A 16,391-nucleotide genomic window follows, 5' to 3' on the forward strand; every position below is an offset into this window, starting at 1 on the left:
ATATTAAAAACAATTTATAATTAATAGATACCCTGAAAGGAAGAGAATCATGAACGTAGAAGAACTAAAAAAACGACAGGAGAAGATACGTAACTTCTCGATTATCGCTCACATTGACCATGGAAAGTCAACATTAGCAGACCGTATTTTGGAGGCTACAGAGACTGTTTCTAGTCGCGAAATGCAAGCTCAACTATTAGATAGTATGGACTTAGAACGTGAGCGTGGAATTACCATCAAGCTGAATGCTATTGAACTAAATTATACTGCTAAAGACGGTGAGACCTATATCTTCCACTTGATTGATACACCAGGGCACGTTGACTTTACTTATGAAGTGTCACGTTCTCTAGCGGCCTGTGAGGGCGCAATTTTGGTCGTTGATGCTGCCCAAGGGATTGAGGCTCAAACACTTGCAAATGTATACTTGGCTTTGGACAATGATTTGGAAATCCTTCCAGTTATTAACAAGATTGACTTGCCTGCTGCAGATCCAGAGCGCGTGCGTACAGAAATTGAAGATGTCATCGGTCTGGATGCTAGTGAGGCCGTATTAGCTTCAGCAAAAGCTGGAATTGGAATTGAAGATATTTTGGAGCAAATTGTCGAAAAAGTTCCAGCACCAACTGGTGACGTATCAGCACCACTTAAGGCTTTGATTTTCGACTCAGTTTATGACGCTTACCGTGGGGTTATCCTCCAAGTTCGTGTCATGGATGGGGTAGTTAAACCTGGCGATAAGATTAAACTCATGAGCAATGGTAAAACCTTTGATGTGACAGAAGTTGGAATCTTCACACCTAAAGCGGTAGGACGTGACTTCCTAGCAACTGGTGACGTTGGTTATATTGCAGCCTCAATCAAGACTGTTCAAGATACCCGTGTGGGTGACACCGTAACTTTGGCGACAAATCCAGCAACTGAACCTCTTTCTGGATACAAACAAATGAATCCGATGGTCTTTGCAGGTCTGTACCCAATTGAGTCAAACAAGTACAATGACCTTCGTGAAGCTCTTGAAAAATTGCAACTCAATGATGCTAGTTTACAGTTTGAGCCTGAAACATCGCAGGCACTTGGATTTGGTTTCCGTTGTGGTTTCCTGGGACTTCTACATATGGATGTTATCCAGGAGCGTCTAGAACGGGAATTTAATATTGATCTTATTATGACTGCACCATCCGTTATTTACAAGGTCAATCAGACTGATGGTGAGTCTATGGATGTATCGAATCCATCCGAGTTTCCTGATCCTACTAAGATTGCCACGATTGAAGAACCTTATGTTAAAGCACAAATCATGGTTCCACAGGAATTTGTAGGAGCAGTTATGGAACTAGCTCAGCGCAAGCGTGGCGACTTCGTGACAATGGACTATATCGATGATAATCGTGTTAATGTGATCTATCAAATTCCACTTGCTGAAATTGTCTTTGATTTCTTTGACAAGCTCAAATCTTCAACACGTGGCTATGCAAGCTTTGACTACGAATTGTCAGAGTATCGTCCATCTAAGCTGGTGAAAATGGATATCCTTCTCAATGGAGACAAGGTCGATGCTCTCAGCTTTATCGTTCACAAGGACTTTGCTTATGAACGTGGGAAACTCATCGTTGATAAACTCAAGAAAATCATTCCTCGTCAACAGTTCGAAGTTCCTATTCAGGCAGCTATTGGGCATAAGATTGTGGCACGTACAGATATCAAGGCTCTTCGTAAAAACGTCCTTGCTAAATGTTACGGTGGTGACGTTTCCCGTAAACGTAAACTCCTTGAAAAACAAAAAGCTGGTAAAAAGCGCATGAAAGCAATTGGATCAGTAGAAGTTCCTCAAGAAGCCTTCTTAAGCGTCTTGAGTATGGATGAAGAATAATTGTTTCCTAATACAGTTATCCTTTGACACTTATCTTTTCTTTCATTAGAATAGAAGTGAAAGGAGAATGATTATGAAAAAAATCATCAGCTTATCTACACTTTTAGTGTGTTGCTTAACTCTTGCTGCTTGTAATAGTTCAAAAACTAAAAAAGAAGTAGCTTCAGAAACAACAACAGTTCTGGAAAGTACCACAACACAAGATACAACAACTGTAGCCGAATCAACGATAAAAGATACACAGGTAATTGGATCAGATGCATATGGTTATGTAAAGGTTCCAAAATCATGGATTCATTTTACGGAAGTTGAGGGTGGTGATGATATTCAGTACTGTGATGGAACGGATATCAATATTGTAACCTTAAATACATTTAAAGCAGAGCAGTTTGGTATTTCTGAAAGCGAACTTGAAAAGGTAGACCCTATTCAAATTTCAAATAGTATTTATCAATCTAAATCAGAAAGTCCTGATTTCTCTAAAGTTTGGGGATCTAAGTCAAAAATCGGCGGTTATGATGCCTATGTTGTGAACTGTATTGCTAAAAATGGAAAATATCTAGTTATCTGGATCTTTAAGTCAGATGACGGTAAGTTTAGATACGTTTCTCTAGAAGGAACACCTGAAGTATTGAAAGATATGCTTCCTTTGATTGAACAAAGTTGGACTACAAAAAAAGATTAATAGACAAAAAACAGGATTTGTATCCTGTTTTTTATTTACATCCCTTAAATCTATGTGTAATGAAATATTGTTTGAAATCAAACAAAAAATATAAAAATCAAACAAAATACAACAAAAAATATTGACAACGGTTTCATATAGTGATATACTTGTATCATAAAAGTTAAATATGAAGGGAGAAGGTCATGGGATTAGATCATTTCTTCAGCAAAGACTTAGTCTTTTGTCTAGAAGCGGATAATCAAGAGCAACTATTTGATCAAGTTGCAACCCTATTAGAAGAAAAGAAAGTTGTTACGGATACCTATCGATCGGCATTGATTGAACGTGAAAAAATGTTCCCAACCGGTTTAGATATGGAATTTCTTGGGAAGGACTTGCCGAATGTAGCAATCCCTCACACAGACACGATTCATAATTTAACTGAAAACGTTGTTGTGGTTCGCTTAGCGAAACCAGTAACATTCCACAATATGATTGCTCCTGACAAGGAAGTAGAAGTATCATTACTCTTCTTTATCATCAATAATTCAAGTTCAAGTCAAACAAATATTCTTGCTCAATTGATGGACTTCTTTACAGGTGACGGTCATCTTGAAACACTCTCTAAGATAACAGAGCCTGAAGCTTTGTTCCAATATATCTCAGAAGCAACTGCTTAATTTATTAATAAATAGAAACTAAAAAATGGAGGAAATCCAAATGATTAAAATTCTTGCTGCATGTGGTGCAGGTGTTAACTCAAGCCACCAAATTAAAAGTGCTCTAGAAGAAGAGCTATCTAACCGTGGATACGACGTACAGTGTGACGCAGTTATGGTTAAAGATGTCAACGAAGACTTGATTAAAGGTTATGATATCTTCACACCAATCGCTGCTACTGATTTAGGTTTTGATCCTGGTATTCCAGTTGTTGAAGCTGGACCGATCTTATTCCGTATTCCAGCGATGAGCGCTCCAGTCTATGACAATATTGAAGCAGCAATCAAAGAACACGGATTAAGTTAATTATAATTTTGTCAATATTCCATAACACATAATAAAGGGGGAAAAATTATGGATTTCATTATCAATTTAGCCAATGAATTCTTTAAACCAATCTTGGCTATGGGTGGCCCAATCATCATGCTGATCATTTTGACAGTATTGGCCTTGCTTTTCGGAGTTAAATTCTCTAAAGCACTTGAAGGTGGTATCAAACTAGCCATCGCACTTACTGGTATCGGTGCTATCATCGGAATGCTTAACGGAGCTTTCTCAGCTTCACTTGCGAAATTCGTTGAAAATACTGGTATTCAATTGACCATCACCGACGTTGGTTGGGCACCACTTGCAACAATCACTTGGGGATCTGCATGGACTCTATACTTCTTGCTAGTTATGTTGATTGTCAACATTGTAATGCTTGCAATGAAGAAAACAGACACACTTGACGTTGATATCTTCGATATCTGGCACTTGTCTATCACAGGTCTTTTGATTAAATGGTATGCTGACAAGAGTGGTGTTGGTCAAGGGGTTTCTCTTTTCATCGCGACTGCAGCAGTTGTTCTTGTAGGGGTTCTTAAAATTATTAACTCTGATTTGATGAAACCAACATTCGACGACCTTCTTAACGCACCAAGTTCATCACCAATGACTTCAACTCACATGAACTACATGATGAACCCAGTTATCATGGTTTTGGATAAGATTTTTGATAAGTTCTTCCCTGGTCTTGATAAATATGACTTTGACGCTGCTAAATTGAACAAGAGAATCGGTTTCTGGGGATCTAAATTCTTCATCGGTTTCATCCTTGGTATCGTTATCGGTTTGATGGGTACTCCACATCCAGTTGCAGGTGTAGAAGGTGCGGAAAAATGGGAACTTGTTATTAAAGGTTGGTTGTCACTTGGTTTGACTGCCGGTGTCTGCTTGGAGCTCTTCTCATTGATCGGTTCATGGTTTATCGCAGCCGTAGAACCACTTTCACAAGGTATTACAAACGTTGCTACTAAACGTCTTCAAGGACGTAAATTCAACATCGGTCTTGACTGGCCATTCGTAGCTGGTCGTGCTGAAATCTGGGCTTGTGCCAACGTACTTGCACCAATCATGTTGATTGAAGCAGTGCTTCTTTCAAATGTCGGAAATGGTATCTTGCCACTTGCTGGTATCATCGCAATGGGTGTAACTCCAGCTCTCTTGGTAGTTACTCGTGGTAAATTGCTCCGTATGATTATCTTCGGAACACTCTTGTTGCCACTCTTCCTTCTTTCAGGTACACTTATCGCACCATTTGCAACAGATCTTGCTAAAAGTGTAGGTGCCTTCCCAGAAGGTGTGAGCCAAACTCAATTGATCACTCACTCAACACTTGAAGGACCAATCGAAAAACTTCTTGGTTGGACAATTGGTAACACTACAACAGGTGATATCAAAGCAATTATTGGTGCAGTAATCTTCCTTACTTTCTATATCGGTATTTTTGCATGGTACAGAAAACAAATGATCAAACGTAACGAAGAATACGCAGCAAACTCAAAATAATTTGCTCCTAAAAATGTAAATTGTAAAAACTAGGTTGTCAGTTTCCACTATGGAGCAGTCAGCCTAGTTTTTTTGAAAAATGGAGGTATAAGTCGTGATTGAATTAAAATCAGATGATTTACAAGTAGAGCTTCAGTCTCTAGGTGGCGCACTATCTTCTATAAAGGATAAAGATGGTGTAGAGTATTTGTGGCAGGGCGATCCCACTTATTGGAGTGGGCAAGCTCCGGTATTATTCCCAATTTGTGGCTCGGTTAGAAATGATACTGTCCTATATGATCAAGAAGATGGTAGTCAAGTAAAAGGTAAAATTCCACGTCATGGATTGGTTCGAAAAAAAGAATTTGAATTAGTGAACCAAACAGAGAACTCTGTCACATTTGCGATTGAAGATGATGAGGAAATGTATGCAAATTATCCTTATCACTTTCGTTTAGAAATTACTTATACAGTGACTGGTAAAATAGTACGAACACAGTATAAAATCTATAATAAAGAATCTGAAAAGAGCATGCCATACTTTATCGGTGGACATCCAGGTTTTAACTGTCCATTACTTGAAGACGAGGTATATGAAGATTACTATCTTGAATTTGAAAAGCCAGAAACTTGTACAGTTCCCAAACCATTCCCAGAAACAGGAATGCTAGATTTTAAAGATAGAAGTAGCTGGTTAGAAAATCAAAAAGAATTAGACTTGAATTATGACTTCTTTAGCTATGATGCTGTGACATTAGATGAGTTAGGATCTCGCACAGTAGCTTTGCGTTCACGAAAACATGATAAAGGTTTGAAACTAGATTTTGAAGAGTTTCCAAATTTAATCGTATGGTCAACTCTTAATAAGGGTCCTTTTATTGCCTTGGAACCATGGTCAGGATTGTCTACATCGTTCGAAGAAGGAGATAGACTGGAAGATAAGAAAGATGTTAGAGTTCTGAAACCTGGAGAATTTGATCAGCTTGGATTTGATATTGAAATTTTATAAAAAATAAACAAAAACAAACATAAAATGTTGACTTTTCCAACTAATAGTAGTATATTAAGTTTATAAAGAACAATTTGTGTTTATTTTAACAAATTTATTATTTTAGTTTTTCTCTGAAGAAAACTCTTTAAGAATGAAAGTAGTATTCATTCTTAATTCAAAATATTGTCAAAAAATACTAGTTACTTTTTAGAAGGATGATTTTAACTGAATTCAAAAATTTTTACTAGTCTATAATAAAAAAGGAGTATACAATATGTCTATTGTTATTGGTGCAGATGCTGCAGGTTTAAGATTGAAAGAAGTTGTAAAAGACTTCTTGGAAAAAGAAAACTTCCACGTTGTGGATGTTACAGCAGAAGGTCAAGACTTCGTTGATGTAACTCTTGCAGTTGCAGAAGAAGTCAAGAAAGAAGAGCAAAACCTTGGTATTGTAATCGATGCTTATGGTGCAGGTCCATTTATGGTAGCGACTAAGATTAAAGGAATGGTTGCTGCAGAAGTTTCTGATGAACGTTCAGCTTACATGACTCGTGGTCACAACAACTCACGTATGATTACGATGGGAGCTCAACTTGTTGGGGACGAATTGGCTAAAAACATTGCTAAAGGCTTTGTAAATGGTAAGTACGACGGAGGTCGTCACCAAATTAGGGTCGACATGTTGAACAAAATGTGCTAATTTTTATATTAAATGAAAGGTAAGTAAAATGAGAATTGCAATTGGATGTGACCACATCGTAACAAATGAAAAAATGGCGGTTTCAGAATTTTTGAAATCAAAAGGACATGAAGTCATCGACTTTGGTACTTATGACCACGCTCGTACACACTACCCAATCTTTGGTAAAAAAGTTGGTGAAGCAGTAGTTAGTGGCCAAGCTGACCTTGGTGTATGTATCTGTGGTACAGGTGTAGGTATCAATAACGCTGTTAACAAAGTTCCAGGTGTTCGTTCTGCTTTAGTTCGTGATATGACAACAGCTCTTTATGCTAAAGAACAATTGAATGCAAACGTAATTGGATTCGGTGGTAAAATCACTGGCGAATTGCTCATGTGTGATATCATTGAAGCGTTCATCAACGCTGAATACAAACCATCTGAAGAAAACAAAAAATTGATCGCTAAAATCCAACACGTAGAAACTCATAATGATCATCAAACGGATGCCAATTTCTTTACAGAATTCCTTGAAAAATGGGATCGTGGTGAATACCACGACTAAGAGGTGACTTATGATTTTAACAGTCACTATGAACCCATCCATTGATATTTCATATCCTTTGGATGAATTGAAAATTGACACTGTCAACCGTGTTGTAGATGTTACTAAAACGGCTGGTGGTAAAGGTTTAAACGTTACCCGAGTTCTATCAGAATTTGGAGACTCAGTAGTTGCTACTGGTCTTGTTGGCGGTAAGCTTGGTGAATTTCTAGTAGAAAATATTGACGATAAAGTGAGTAAACGTTTCTTCTCAATCCAAGGAGAAACACGCAACTGTATCGCAATACTACATGGAGAAAACCAAACCGAAATTCTTGAAAAAGGCCCTGAGGTTCAAGATAAAGAAGGCCAAGATTTTCTTCATCACTTCAAGGCACTTTTGGAAAGTGTTGAAGTAGTTGCTATTTCAGGAAGTCTACCTGCTGGACTTCCAGTTGATTACTATGCAAGTTTGGTTGAATTTGCCAATCAAGCTGGGAAACCTGTTGTATTGGACTGTTCAGGTGCTGCTCTTCAGGCTGTTCTTGAATCTCCACATAAACCAACAGTTATCAAACCAAATAATGAAGAATTATCTCAACTTTTGGGAAGAGAAATTTCTAAAGACTTAGATGAATTAAAAGAAGTCCTTCAAGAACCACTATTTGATGGAATCGAGTGGATTATCGTTTCCTTAGGTGCTAACGGAGCATTCGCTAAACACGGTAACACTTTTTACAAAGTAGATATTCCAAAAATTCAAGTAGTAAATCCAGTCGGTTCTGGCGATTCTACAGTGGCAGGTATTGCTTCAGGTCTTTTCCATAAAGAAACGGATCAAGAACTGTTGATCAAGGCAAATGTCCTTGGTATGCTTAATGCTCAAGAAAAAATGACCGGTCATGTCAATATGGCCAACTATCAAGGTCTCTATGACCAATTAATTGTGAAAGAGGTATAAAATGGTTTTAACTGAAAATAAACGCGCTTGTATGCAAAAACTCTCTGATGAGAATGGTATCATCTCAGCTCTCGCCTTTGATCAACGTGGTGCTTTGAAACGCCTCATGGCTCAATACCAAACAGAAGAGCCAACAGTTGCTCAAATGGAAGAACTTAAAGTATTAGTGGCAGATGAATTGACTAAATATGCTTCATCAATGCTACTTGACCCTGAGTACGGACTTCCAGCTACAAAAGCTCTTGATCCAAACGCTGGTCTACTTCTTGCCTATGAAAAAACTGGATACGACACTACAAGCACGAAACGTTTGCCTGACTGCTTGGATGTTTGGTCTGCAAAACGTATCAAGGAACAAGGTGCAGATGCTGTTAAGTTCTTGCTTTACTATGACGTAGATAGCTCTGACGAACTCAACCAACAAAAACAAGCCTATATCGAACGTATTGGTTCTGAGTGTGTGGCAGAGGATATTCCATTCTTCCTTGAAATCTTGGCTTACGATGAAAAGATTGCGGACGCTGGTTCTGCAGAATATTCTAAAGTAAAACCACGCAAGGTTATCGGTGCTATGAAGGTCTTCTCAGACCCACGCTTTAACATCGATGTCTTGAAAGTGGAAGTTCCAGTTAACGTGAAATACGTTGAAGGATTTGGCGAAGGCGAAATCGTTCACACACGTGAAGAAGCTGCAGACTTCTTTAAAGCTCAAGACGAAGCTACTAACTTGCCATACATCTACTTGAGTGCAGGTGTGTCAGCTAAGCTCTTCCAAGAAACTCTTGTATTTGCCCACGAATCAGGTGCAAACTTCAATGGAGTTCTTTGTGGACGCGCAACATGGGCAGGTTCAGTCGAAGCATACATTAAAGACGGTGAAGCAGCAGCTCGCGAATGGCTTCGTACAACTGGTTTTGAGAACATTGATGAACTCAACAAAGTTCTTAAAACTACAGCAACTTCATGGACTGAACGTGTGTAAACTCCAGTTTGATATCATTATAAAAAATAAAAAAAGTCTCACCATTGGTGAGACTTTTTAAGGTATCGATTTAATAATATTTGTTTGTTTGGACAGAGCTTTTAGGGTTTCTTCGCTAAGTTTTGAATCTGAAATAATTGTATCGATATCAGCAATATTACAGAACGTGTAAAAATCAAACTTATCAAATTTACTATGGTCAGCCAAGAGAATTTTTTTATTGGCATTTTTTAATGCTAGTTTTTGAACTTCGCCTTCATCTTCGCTAAAAGTAGCAATAGCTTGATCTTTAATTCCATTACAGCTAACAAAAGCTTTAGAGAATTGAAGACTATCAATGTCCTGGAGCGTTAAGGTCCCGACAAAGGCTCCTGTGATTTCTCGATAATTCCCACCAATTAGAATTAAATCAGTCAATTTTCGTTCATTCAAAATAATAAAAACGGGAAGACTGTTTGTTACGACGCGAATATTATCAATTGGAAGTTCGCGAGCAAAGAATTCGAGAGTAGTCCCAGGACCGATAAAGATGGTTTCTCTTTCTTCAACTAAATGGCCAGCAAAGCGAGCAATTTCTTGTTTTTCGGCGATTTGTAAACCTTGTTTTTCGACGTTAGAGCGTTCATTTGCAAAAAAAGAACCAGAACGAAGCTTTTCGGCACCTCCATGAACTCGAACAAGTAGCTCCTTGTCAGCTAGCTCTTGAAGATAACGCCGAGCAGTCATATCTGAAATATCTAAACGATTCATTATCTCTTTAACAGTGATTGTACCTTTGGTATTGACAATCTCTAAAATCATATCAAGTTTTTCTTGTTTTAGCATTGAATCACCCCCATATCTAATATTATTTTATCATATTTTAAACATCTAATCAACATAAAGAACAATAATAAACAAAAACAAAAAACATCTGTGTTTGTTTTTAACTCAGATGTCTTTTATTTATATTTAATCTAATCCGTAGTTATAATCATCGTCCTGCATCGCCTCAACTTCACCAAGCAGATATCCATTACCAACTTGAGAGAAGAAGTCGTGGTTAGATGTACCAGTTGAAATTCCATTCATAACAATTGGGTTTACATCGTCAGCTGAGTCAGGAAAGAGAGGATCTTGTCCTAGATTCATAAGTGCTTTATTGGCATTGTAGCGAAGGAAAGTCTTGACTTCTTCAGTCCAACCAACACCATCATAAAGGCTTTCTGTATAACCTTCTTCATTTTCATAAAGGGTGTAAAGAAGGTCGTACATCCAGTCTTTTAATTTTTCTTGCTCTTCTTCAGGTAATTCATTGAATCCAAGTTGGAATTTATAACCAATGTAGGTTCCGTGAACGGACTCGTCACGAATGATGAGTTTGATAATTTCAGCAACGTTAGCCAACTTGTTATTTCCTAGATAGTAGAGTGGAGTGAAGAAACCAGAGTAGAAGAGGAAAGTTTCAAGGAATACACTAGCTACTTTCTTTTCAAGTGGTGTTCCCTTAAGGTAAATCTCATTGATGATTTGTGCCTTTTTCTGAAGATATGGGTTTGTATCAGTCCATTCAAAGATTTCTTCAATCTCAGACTTGGTGTTTAAGGTTGAGAAAATAGAAGAATAAGATTTAGCATGGACAGATTCCATAAATTGAATATTGTTAAAAACAGCTTCCTCATGAGGAGTGCGAATATCGGCACGGAGAGCATTAACCCCGGTTTCAGACTGCATGGTATCCAAAAGTGTCAAACCACCAAAGACTTTTCCTACTAAGTCTTTTTCTTTATTTGATAACTTTCTCCAGTCATCTAAGTCATTAGATAAAGGAATACGTGTATCCAACCAAAATTGTTCTGTTAGTTTTTCCCATGTTGATTTATCGATGACATCTTCGATGGCATTCCAGTTAATGGCTTTGTAGTAAGTTTCCATTTTATAAAATTCCTTCTGAAATATTCATTTTTGTTTGCTATCTAAAAGTTGTTGTATAGAATTGTTATATTCCTCATCAATGTCATCTGTACTTTGATTGTTTTCTTTTCTTTTTTGTACTTCGACTAAGTAATCATCAGTTTTTTGTTGAATTAGTTGATTGATTTCATCGTTTGAGGTGTTTATATTCTTGCTTGTTTGAAGTTTAGAAAGAAAATTTTTATATACTTTTTGAAAACTGATAGTTGCTACTGCACCTAGAGCAGTCCCCAAAGAAATAAGTATAGCAGCTGCTTTTTTTGGCCCTCCCCATAATTTTGTAAGTTGAGCCATTTTAGCATAATCCCACTTAACTTCTTTTATAATTTTAGCAGATTCTAAAATTAGGTTTTTCATGATTGTTACCTTAAAAATGAACTTCGACTTAAATCACACAGCTTTCACATTGGTTAGCACCAACTTCACCACCGTCATCTGTATAAGTACGAACGTAGTAGATCGACTTGATACCCTTGTTAAAGGCGTAGTTACGAAGGATAGACAAATCACGTGTTGTTTGTTTGTTTTCTTTCTTCCATTCGTAAAGACCTGTTGGGATATCACTACGCATGAAGAGAGTAAGTGAAAGCCCTTGGTCTACGTGCTCAGTTGCAGCAGCATAGACATCGATCACCTTACGCATATCCATATCGTATGCAGAAGTATAGTAAGGGATGGTGTCTGTTGACAATCCAGCTGCAGGATAGTAAATCTTACCGATTTTCTTCTCTTGACGTTCTTCAATACGTTGCGTGATTGGGTGGATAGAAGCAGATACGTCGTTGATGTAGCTGATAGAACCATTTGGTGCTACAGCAAGACGGTTTTGGTGGTAAAGTCCATCAGCTTTAACTTTATCACGAAGTTCAGCCCAATCAGCTGCAGATGGGATAAAGATACCTTCAAAGAGTTCTTTAACACGATCAGATTTTGGAACAAATTGACCAGATGTGTACTTATCAAAGTAGGTACCGTTAGCATAATCTGATTTTTCAAAGTTGTGGAAGGTAACGCCACGTTCACGCGCGATGTTGTTTGATTCTACGAGGGTCCAGTAGTTCATGAGCATGAAGTAGATGCTAGTGAACTCAACAGACTCAGGTGATCCGTATTCGATCAATTGTTGGGCAAGGTAGCTGTGAAGTCCCATAGCTCCAAGTCCAAATGTATGAGCTTGACTGTTACCGTGGTCGATAGTAGGAACAGCTACGATGTGAGAACTATCAGTAACGAAGGTCAAAGCACGTACCATTGCACGAATGGAACGACCAAAGTCAGGTGAAGTCATCATGTTGACTACGTTTGTTGAACCAAGGTTACATGAAACGTCAGTACCCATTTGAACAAATTCTTGCGCATCGTTGATAAGACTTGGTTCTTGGACTTGGAGAATCTCTGAACACAAGTTACTCATGATAATCTTACCATCAACAGGATTTGCACGGTTAGCAGTATCGATGTTGACAACATAAGGATAACCTGATTCTTGTTGCAATTTAGAAATTTCAGTTTCCAAATCACGAGCTTTGATTTTTGTCTTACGAATGTTTGGATTTGAAACCAATTCATCGTATTTTTCAGTGATATCAATATAGTTAAAAGGTACACCATACTCTTTTTCAACAGAATAAGGACTGAAGAGGTACATTTCCTCATTCTTACGTGCCAATTCGTAGAATTTATCTGGTACCACAACACCAAGTGAGAGAGTCTTCACACGAACTTTTTCATCCGCATTTTCTTTCTTAGTTGAAAGGAAGGCGATAATGTCTGGGTGGAAGACGTTGAGGTAAACAGCCCCAGCACCTTGACGTTGACCCAATTGGTTAGAGTAAGAGAAGCTATCTTCGAAAAGCTTCATAACTGGAACGACACCAGAAGCAGCACCTTCATATCCTTTGATAGGGGCTCCAGCTTCACGAAGGTTGCTGAGGGAAATCCCAACACCACCACCGATACGTGAAAGTTGAAGAGCTGAGTTGATAGAACGTCCGATAGAGTTCATATCATCTGTTACCTGAATCAAGAAACAGGATACCAATTCACCACGACGTGCACGTCCTGCGTTTAGGAAAGATGGTGTAGCAGGTTGGTAGCGTTGGTGGATGATTTCATTTGCGATATCAGTTGCGATAGCTTCATCGCCATCAGCAAAGTAAAGAGCGTTAAAGAAGACACGGTCTTCCATACTCTCAAGATAGTATTCCCCGTCATTCGTTTTCAAGGCATATTGATTGTAAAACTTGTATGCTGCCATGAATGACTTGAATTGGAAATTTTGATCTTTAATAAATTGGTAAAGCTCTTCTAAGAATTCTGGACGATATTTCTTGATAAATGCTGTTTCGATATAGTCTTGTTTGATGAGGTAATCAATTTTATCTCTGATAGAATCAAAAACCATAGAATTTGGTACAACATTTTCTTTAAAGAAAGCGTCCAAGGCTTCTTTATCTTTGTGGAGCATGATTTGTCCATTAACAGGACGGTTGATTTCATTATTTAGACGGAAGTAAGTTACATCCTCGAGTTGTTTTAATCCCATAAAATTTCCTTTAATTCATTACAAAAGAAAGGCTTCTAAGATTGACATAGAAGCTTTTAATCCTGATACTTAAGCAAGTTCTTTAAGTTTTGCTGGTTGGAAACCAGAGAAAACTTCAGTTGGTGTTTGGATGATAGGAGCAGCGTTGAAGCCTAGCTCTTTAACTTGTTCAATAAATTCAGGTTGTTCGTCAAGATTGATTTCGCGATATGCGATGTTGTTACTATCTAAGAATCGTTTGGTCATTTTACATTGAACACAATTATTTTTAGAATAAACGGTTACCATTCTGTAACTCCCCTTTCAAAATTTTATTACTTCTTAAGTATATCAGAAAAAAAATCTTTGTCAACGAAGAAAAACTAAATATTGTAGATTTTTTTTAGATGAGAGATGACTAAACACAATATATAGTGCTTGCGAAAAAATAAAACCCATAAATAACAGCGTTTTCTAAATGTTAAAAATATAAAAAACTACATGATGTATTTTGATATATAAAATAGAAGATTTTCAGCAAGTTATCTGAAAGGAAAACGAAGAAATCCCATAAAACACTTGAAAAAAATCACAGAAGGTGATATAATACCAAATTGTAAGGGTTATCAGATATAACTCAAAAAGAAAACAATTAAAGGAGAGTCAAATTATGGCTTCTAAAGATTTCCACGTAGTGGCAGAAACAGGTATTCACGCACGTCCAGCAACATTGTTGGTACAAACAGCTAGCAAATTTGCTTCAGATATCACTCTTGAGTACAAAGGTAAATCAGTTAACCTTAAATCAATCATGGGTGTTATGAGTCTTGGTGTTGGCCAAGGTGCAGACGTTACAATCTCTGCTGAAGGTGCGGATGCTGATGATGCTATCGCTGCAATCTCAGAAACAATGGAAAAAGAAGGATTGGCATAAGAATATGACAGAAATGCTTAAAGGAATCGCAGCATCTGATGGTGTTGCAGTTGCTAAAGCATATCTACTCGTTCAACCGGATTTATCATTCGAGACTATTACAGTCGAAGATACAAATGCAGAAGAGGCTCGTTTGGATGTTGCTCTTGAAGCTTCTCAAAACGAGCTTTCTCTTATCCGCGAGAAGGCTGTAGGTACGCTTGGTGAAGAAGCGGCGCAAGTATTTGACGCTCACTTGATGGTTCTTGCCGACCCTGAATTGATTGGTCAGATTAAAGAAACTATTCGTGCAAAAAAAGTAAATGCAGAAGCAGGTCTTAAAGAAGTAACAGACATGTTTATTACTATCTTTGAGGGAATGGAAGACAATCCATACATGCAAGAACGTGCAGCGGATATCCGCGACGTTACCAAACGTGTTTTGGCAAATCTTCTTGGTAAGAAATTACCAAACCCAGCTTCTATTAATGAAGAAGTAATTGTCATTGCGCACGACTTGACTCCATCTGATACTGCTCAATTGGACAAAAAATTTGTAAAAGCTTTTGTAACGAACATTGGTGGACGTACAAGCCACTCAGCTATCATGGCTCGTACACTTGAAATTGCTGCTGTTTTGGGTACAAACAACATTACTGATCTAGTAAAAGATGGTGATGTCTTGGCTGTTTCAGGTATTTCAGGTGAAGTTGTTATCAATCCAACTGAAGAGCAAATTGCAGCATTCAAAGCAGCTGGTGAAGCTTACGCTCAACAAAAAGCTGAATGGGCTCTTTTGAAAGATGCTAAAACAGTTACTGCAGATGGAAAACACTTTGAGTTGGCTGCGAACATCGGTACACCTAAAGACGTTGAGGGTGTGAACGAAAACGGTGCAGAAGCAGTTGGTCTCTACCGTACTGAATTCTTGTACATGGATTCTCAAGACTTCCCAACTGAAGACGATCAATACGAAGCTTACAAAGCAGTTCTTGAAGGTATGAACGGTAAACCTGTTGTTGTTCGTACAATGGATATCGGTGGGGATAAAGAACTTCCTTACTTTGATCTTCCTAAAGAAATGAACCCATTCTTGGGTTACCGTGCTTTGCGTATCTCAATCTCTGAAACTGGTAACCAAATGTTCCGTACACAATTGCGTGCCTTGCTTCGTGCATCTGTTCAAGGTAAATTGCGTATCATGTTCCCAATGGTTGCTTTATTGAAAGAGTTCCGTACTGCAAAAGCTATTCTTGAAGAAGAAAAAGCGAAATTGGTTGCTGAAGGTGTTGCAGTTGCAGATGATATCCAAGTAGGTATCATGATTGAAATTCCTGCTGCAGCTATGCTTGCTGATCAATTTGCTAAAGAAGTTGATTTCTTCTCAATTGGTACAAACGACTTGATCCAATACACAATGGCTGCTGACCGTATGAACGAACAAGTTTCATATCTTTACCAACCATACAATCCATCAATCCTTCGCTTGATTAACAATGTTATCAAAGCAGCTCACGCTGAAGGTAAATGGGCTGGTATGTGTGGTGAAATGGCCGGTGACCAAACTGCTGTTCCACTTCTTGTCGGAATGGGCTTGGATGAGTTCTCAATGTCTGCTACTTCAGTACTTCGTACACGTAGCTTGATGAAGAAACTTGATACAGCTAAAATGCAAGAATATGCTAACCGTGCTCTTACTGAATGTTCAACGATGGAAGAAGTTCTTGAACTTTCAAAAGAATACGTTAACTTCGATTAATCATTTAAAAACCTTG

General features: G+C 38.0%; 17 protein-coding genes. 12 read left to right on the forward strand and 5 right to left on the reverse strand.

The genetic code is table 11. The annotated features are described in order from the left end of the window. The first annotated feature begins 49 nt into the window (after positions 1-49). The 10 genes from lepA (at position 50) to lacD (ending at position 9,226) form a co-directional block, all read left to right on the forward strand. Positions 50-1,873 (forward strand): translation elongation factor 4, encoded by a 1,824-nt coding sequence (gene lepA, locus ACVC7R_RS01050; RefSeq protein ID WP_447263138.1) that lies wholly within the window; start codon positions 50-52, stop codon positions 1,871-1,873. Positions 1,874-1,946: 73 nt separating this feature from the next. Then, positions 1,947-2,558 (forward strand): hypothetical protein, encoded by a 612-nt coding sequence (locus tag ACVC7R_RS01055; protein WP_447263139.1) that lies wholly within the window; start codon positions 1,947-1,949, stop codon positions 2,556-2,558. 185 nt (positions 2,559-2,743) lie between these two features. Further along, positions 2,744-3,220: a PTS sugar transporter subunit IIA gene (locus ACVC7R_RS01060; RefSeq protein ID WP_447263140.1), complete on the forward strand. Its 477-nt coding sequence runs from the start codon at positions 2,744-2,746 to the stop codon at positions 3,218-3,220. Positions 3,221-3,260: 40 nt separating this feature from the next. Then, positions 3,261-3,566, forward strand: a complete 306-nt coding sequence (locus tag ACVC7R_RS01065; RefSeq protein WP_006148587.1) for a PTS sugar transporter subunit IIB — start codon at positions 3,261-3,263, stop codon at positions 3,564-3,566. Positions 3,567-3,614: 48 nt separating this feature from the next. Further along, positions 3,615-5,090 carry a PTS galactitol transporter subunit IIC gene (locus ACVC7R_RS01070; RefSeq protein WP_447263141.1) on the forward strand — a complete coding sequence of 492 codons (1,476 nt, stop codon included), beginning with the start codon at positions 3,615-3,617 and terminating at the stop codon, positions 5,088-5,090. Between the two features lie 94 nt (positions 5,091-5,184). Beyond that, positions 5,185-6,078 (forward strand): aldose 1-epimerase family protein, encoded by an 894-nt coding sequence (locus ACVC7R_RS01075; protein ID WP_447263142.1) that lies wholly within the window; start codon positions 5,185-5,187, stop codon positions 6,076-6,078. Between the two features lie 256 nt (positions 6,079-6,334). Next, entirely contained in the window at positions 6,335-6,760 is a 426-nt protein-coding gene (gene lacA / locus ACVC7R_RS01080) for a galactose-6-phosphate isomerase subunit LacA (RefSeq protein WP_000029280.1), read from the forward strand. Positions 6,761-6,788: 28 nt separating this feature from the next. Next, on the forward strand, positions 6,789-7,304 hold the full coding sequence (gene lacB / locus ACVC7R_RS01085) for a galactose-6-phosphate isomerase subunit LacB (protein WP_001216925.1): 516 nt from the start codon (positions 6,789-6,791) through the stop codon (positions 7,302-7,304). Positions 7,305-7,314: 10 nt separating this feature from the next. Further along, on the forward strand, positions 7,315-8,244 hold the full coding sequence (locus ACVC7R_RS01090) for a tagatose-6-phosphate kinase (protein ID WP_447263143.1): 930 nt from the start codon (positions 7,315-7,317) through the stop codon (positions 8,242-8,244). Between the two features lies 1 nt (position 8,245). Beyond that, positions 8,246-9,226 (forward strand): tagatose-bisphosphate aldolase, encoded by a 981-nt coding sequence (gene lacD / locus ACVC7R_RS01095; RefSeq protein WP_447263144.1) that lies wholly within the window; start codon positions 8,246-8,248, stop codon positions 9,224-9,226. Between the two features lie 57 nt (positions 9,227-9,283). Here the strand turns inward: lacD and ACVC7R_RS01100 are convergent, their stop codons facing one another. The 5 genes from ACVC7R_RS01100 to nrdH all read right to left on the reverse strand — a co-directional run bounded on the left by ACVC7R_RS01100 (position 9,284) and on the right by nrdH (position 14,012). After that, positions 9,284-10,051, reverse strand: a complete 768-nt coding sequence (locus ACVC7R_RS01100) for a DeoR/GlpR family DNA-binding transcription regulator (protein WP_447263145.1) — start codon at positions 10,049-10,051, stop codon at positions 9,284-9,286. A 126-nt stretch (positions 10,052-10,177) separates the two neighbouring features. Continuing rightward, on the reverse strand, positions 10,178-11,140 hold the full coding sequence (nrdF, locus tag ACVC7R_RS01105; RefSeq protein ID WP_447263146.1) for a class 1b ribonucleoside-diphosphate reductase subunit beta: 963 nt from the start codon (positions 11,138-11,140) through the stop codon (positions 10,178-10,180). Positions 11,141-11,164: 24 nt separating this feature from the next. Further along, on the reverse strand, positions 11,165-11,536 hold the full coding sequence (locus ACVC7R_RS01110) for a hypothetical protein (protein WP_447263147.1): 372 nt from the start codon (positions 11,534-11,536) through the stop codon (positions 11,165-11,167). A gap of 28 nt (positions 11,537-11,564) precedes the next feature. Next, positions 11,565-13,724 (reverse strand): class 1b ribonucleoside-diphosphate reductase subunit alpha, encoded by a 2,160-nt coding sequence (gene nrdE, locus ACVC7R_RS01115; RefSeq protein WP_447263148.1) that lies wholly within the window; start codon positions 13,722-13,724, stop codon positions 11,565-11,567. A gap of 69 nt (positions 13,725-13,793) precedes the next feature. Next, a complete protein-coding gene (nrdH, locus tag ACVC7R_RS01120; protein ID WP_006148571.1) occupies positions 13,794-14,012 on the reverse strand; it encodes a glutaredoxin-like protein NrdH in 219 nt (72 codons plus the stop codon). A 361-nt stretch (positions 14,013-14,373) separates the two neighbouring features. Here nrdH and ACVC7R_RS01125 point away from each other — a divergent pair, with 361 nt between their 5' ends. Together ACVC7R_RS01125 and ptsP are read left to right on the forward strand one after the other, a co-directional pair. After that, positions 14,374-14,637, forward strand: a complete 264-nt coding sequence (locus tag ACVC7R_RS01125) for a phosphocarrier protein HPr (RefSeq protein WP_000146947.1) — start codon at positions 14,374-14,376, stop codon at positions 14,635-14,637. Between the two features lie 4 nt (positions 14,638-14,641). Then, positions 14,642-16,375: a phosphoenolpyruvate--protein phosphotransferase gene (ptsP, locus tag ACVC7R_RS01130; protein ID WP_447263380.1), complete on the forward strand. Its 1,734-nt coding sequence runs from the start codon at positions 14,642-14,644 to the stop codon at positions 16,373-16,375. Positions 16,376-16,391 lie beyond the last annotated feature (16 nt).

It is taken from the genome of Streptococcus sp. Z554 (assembly GCF_053010305.1).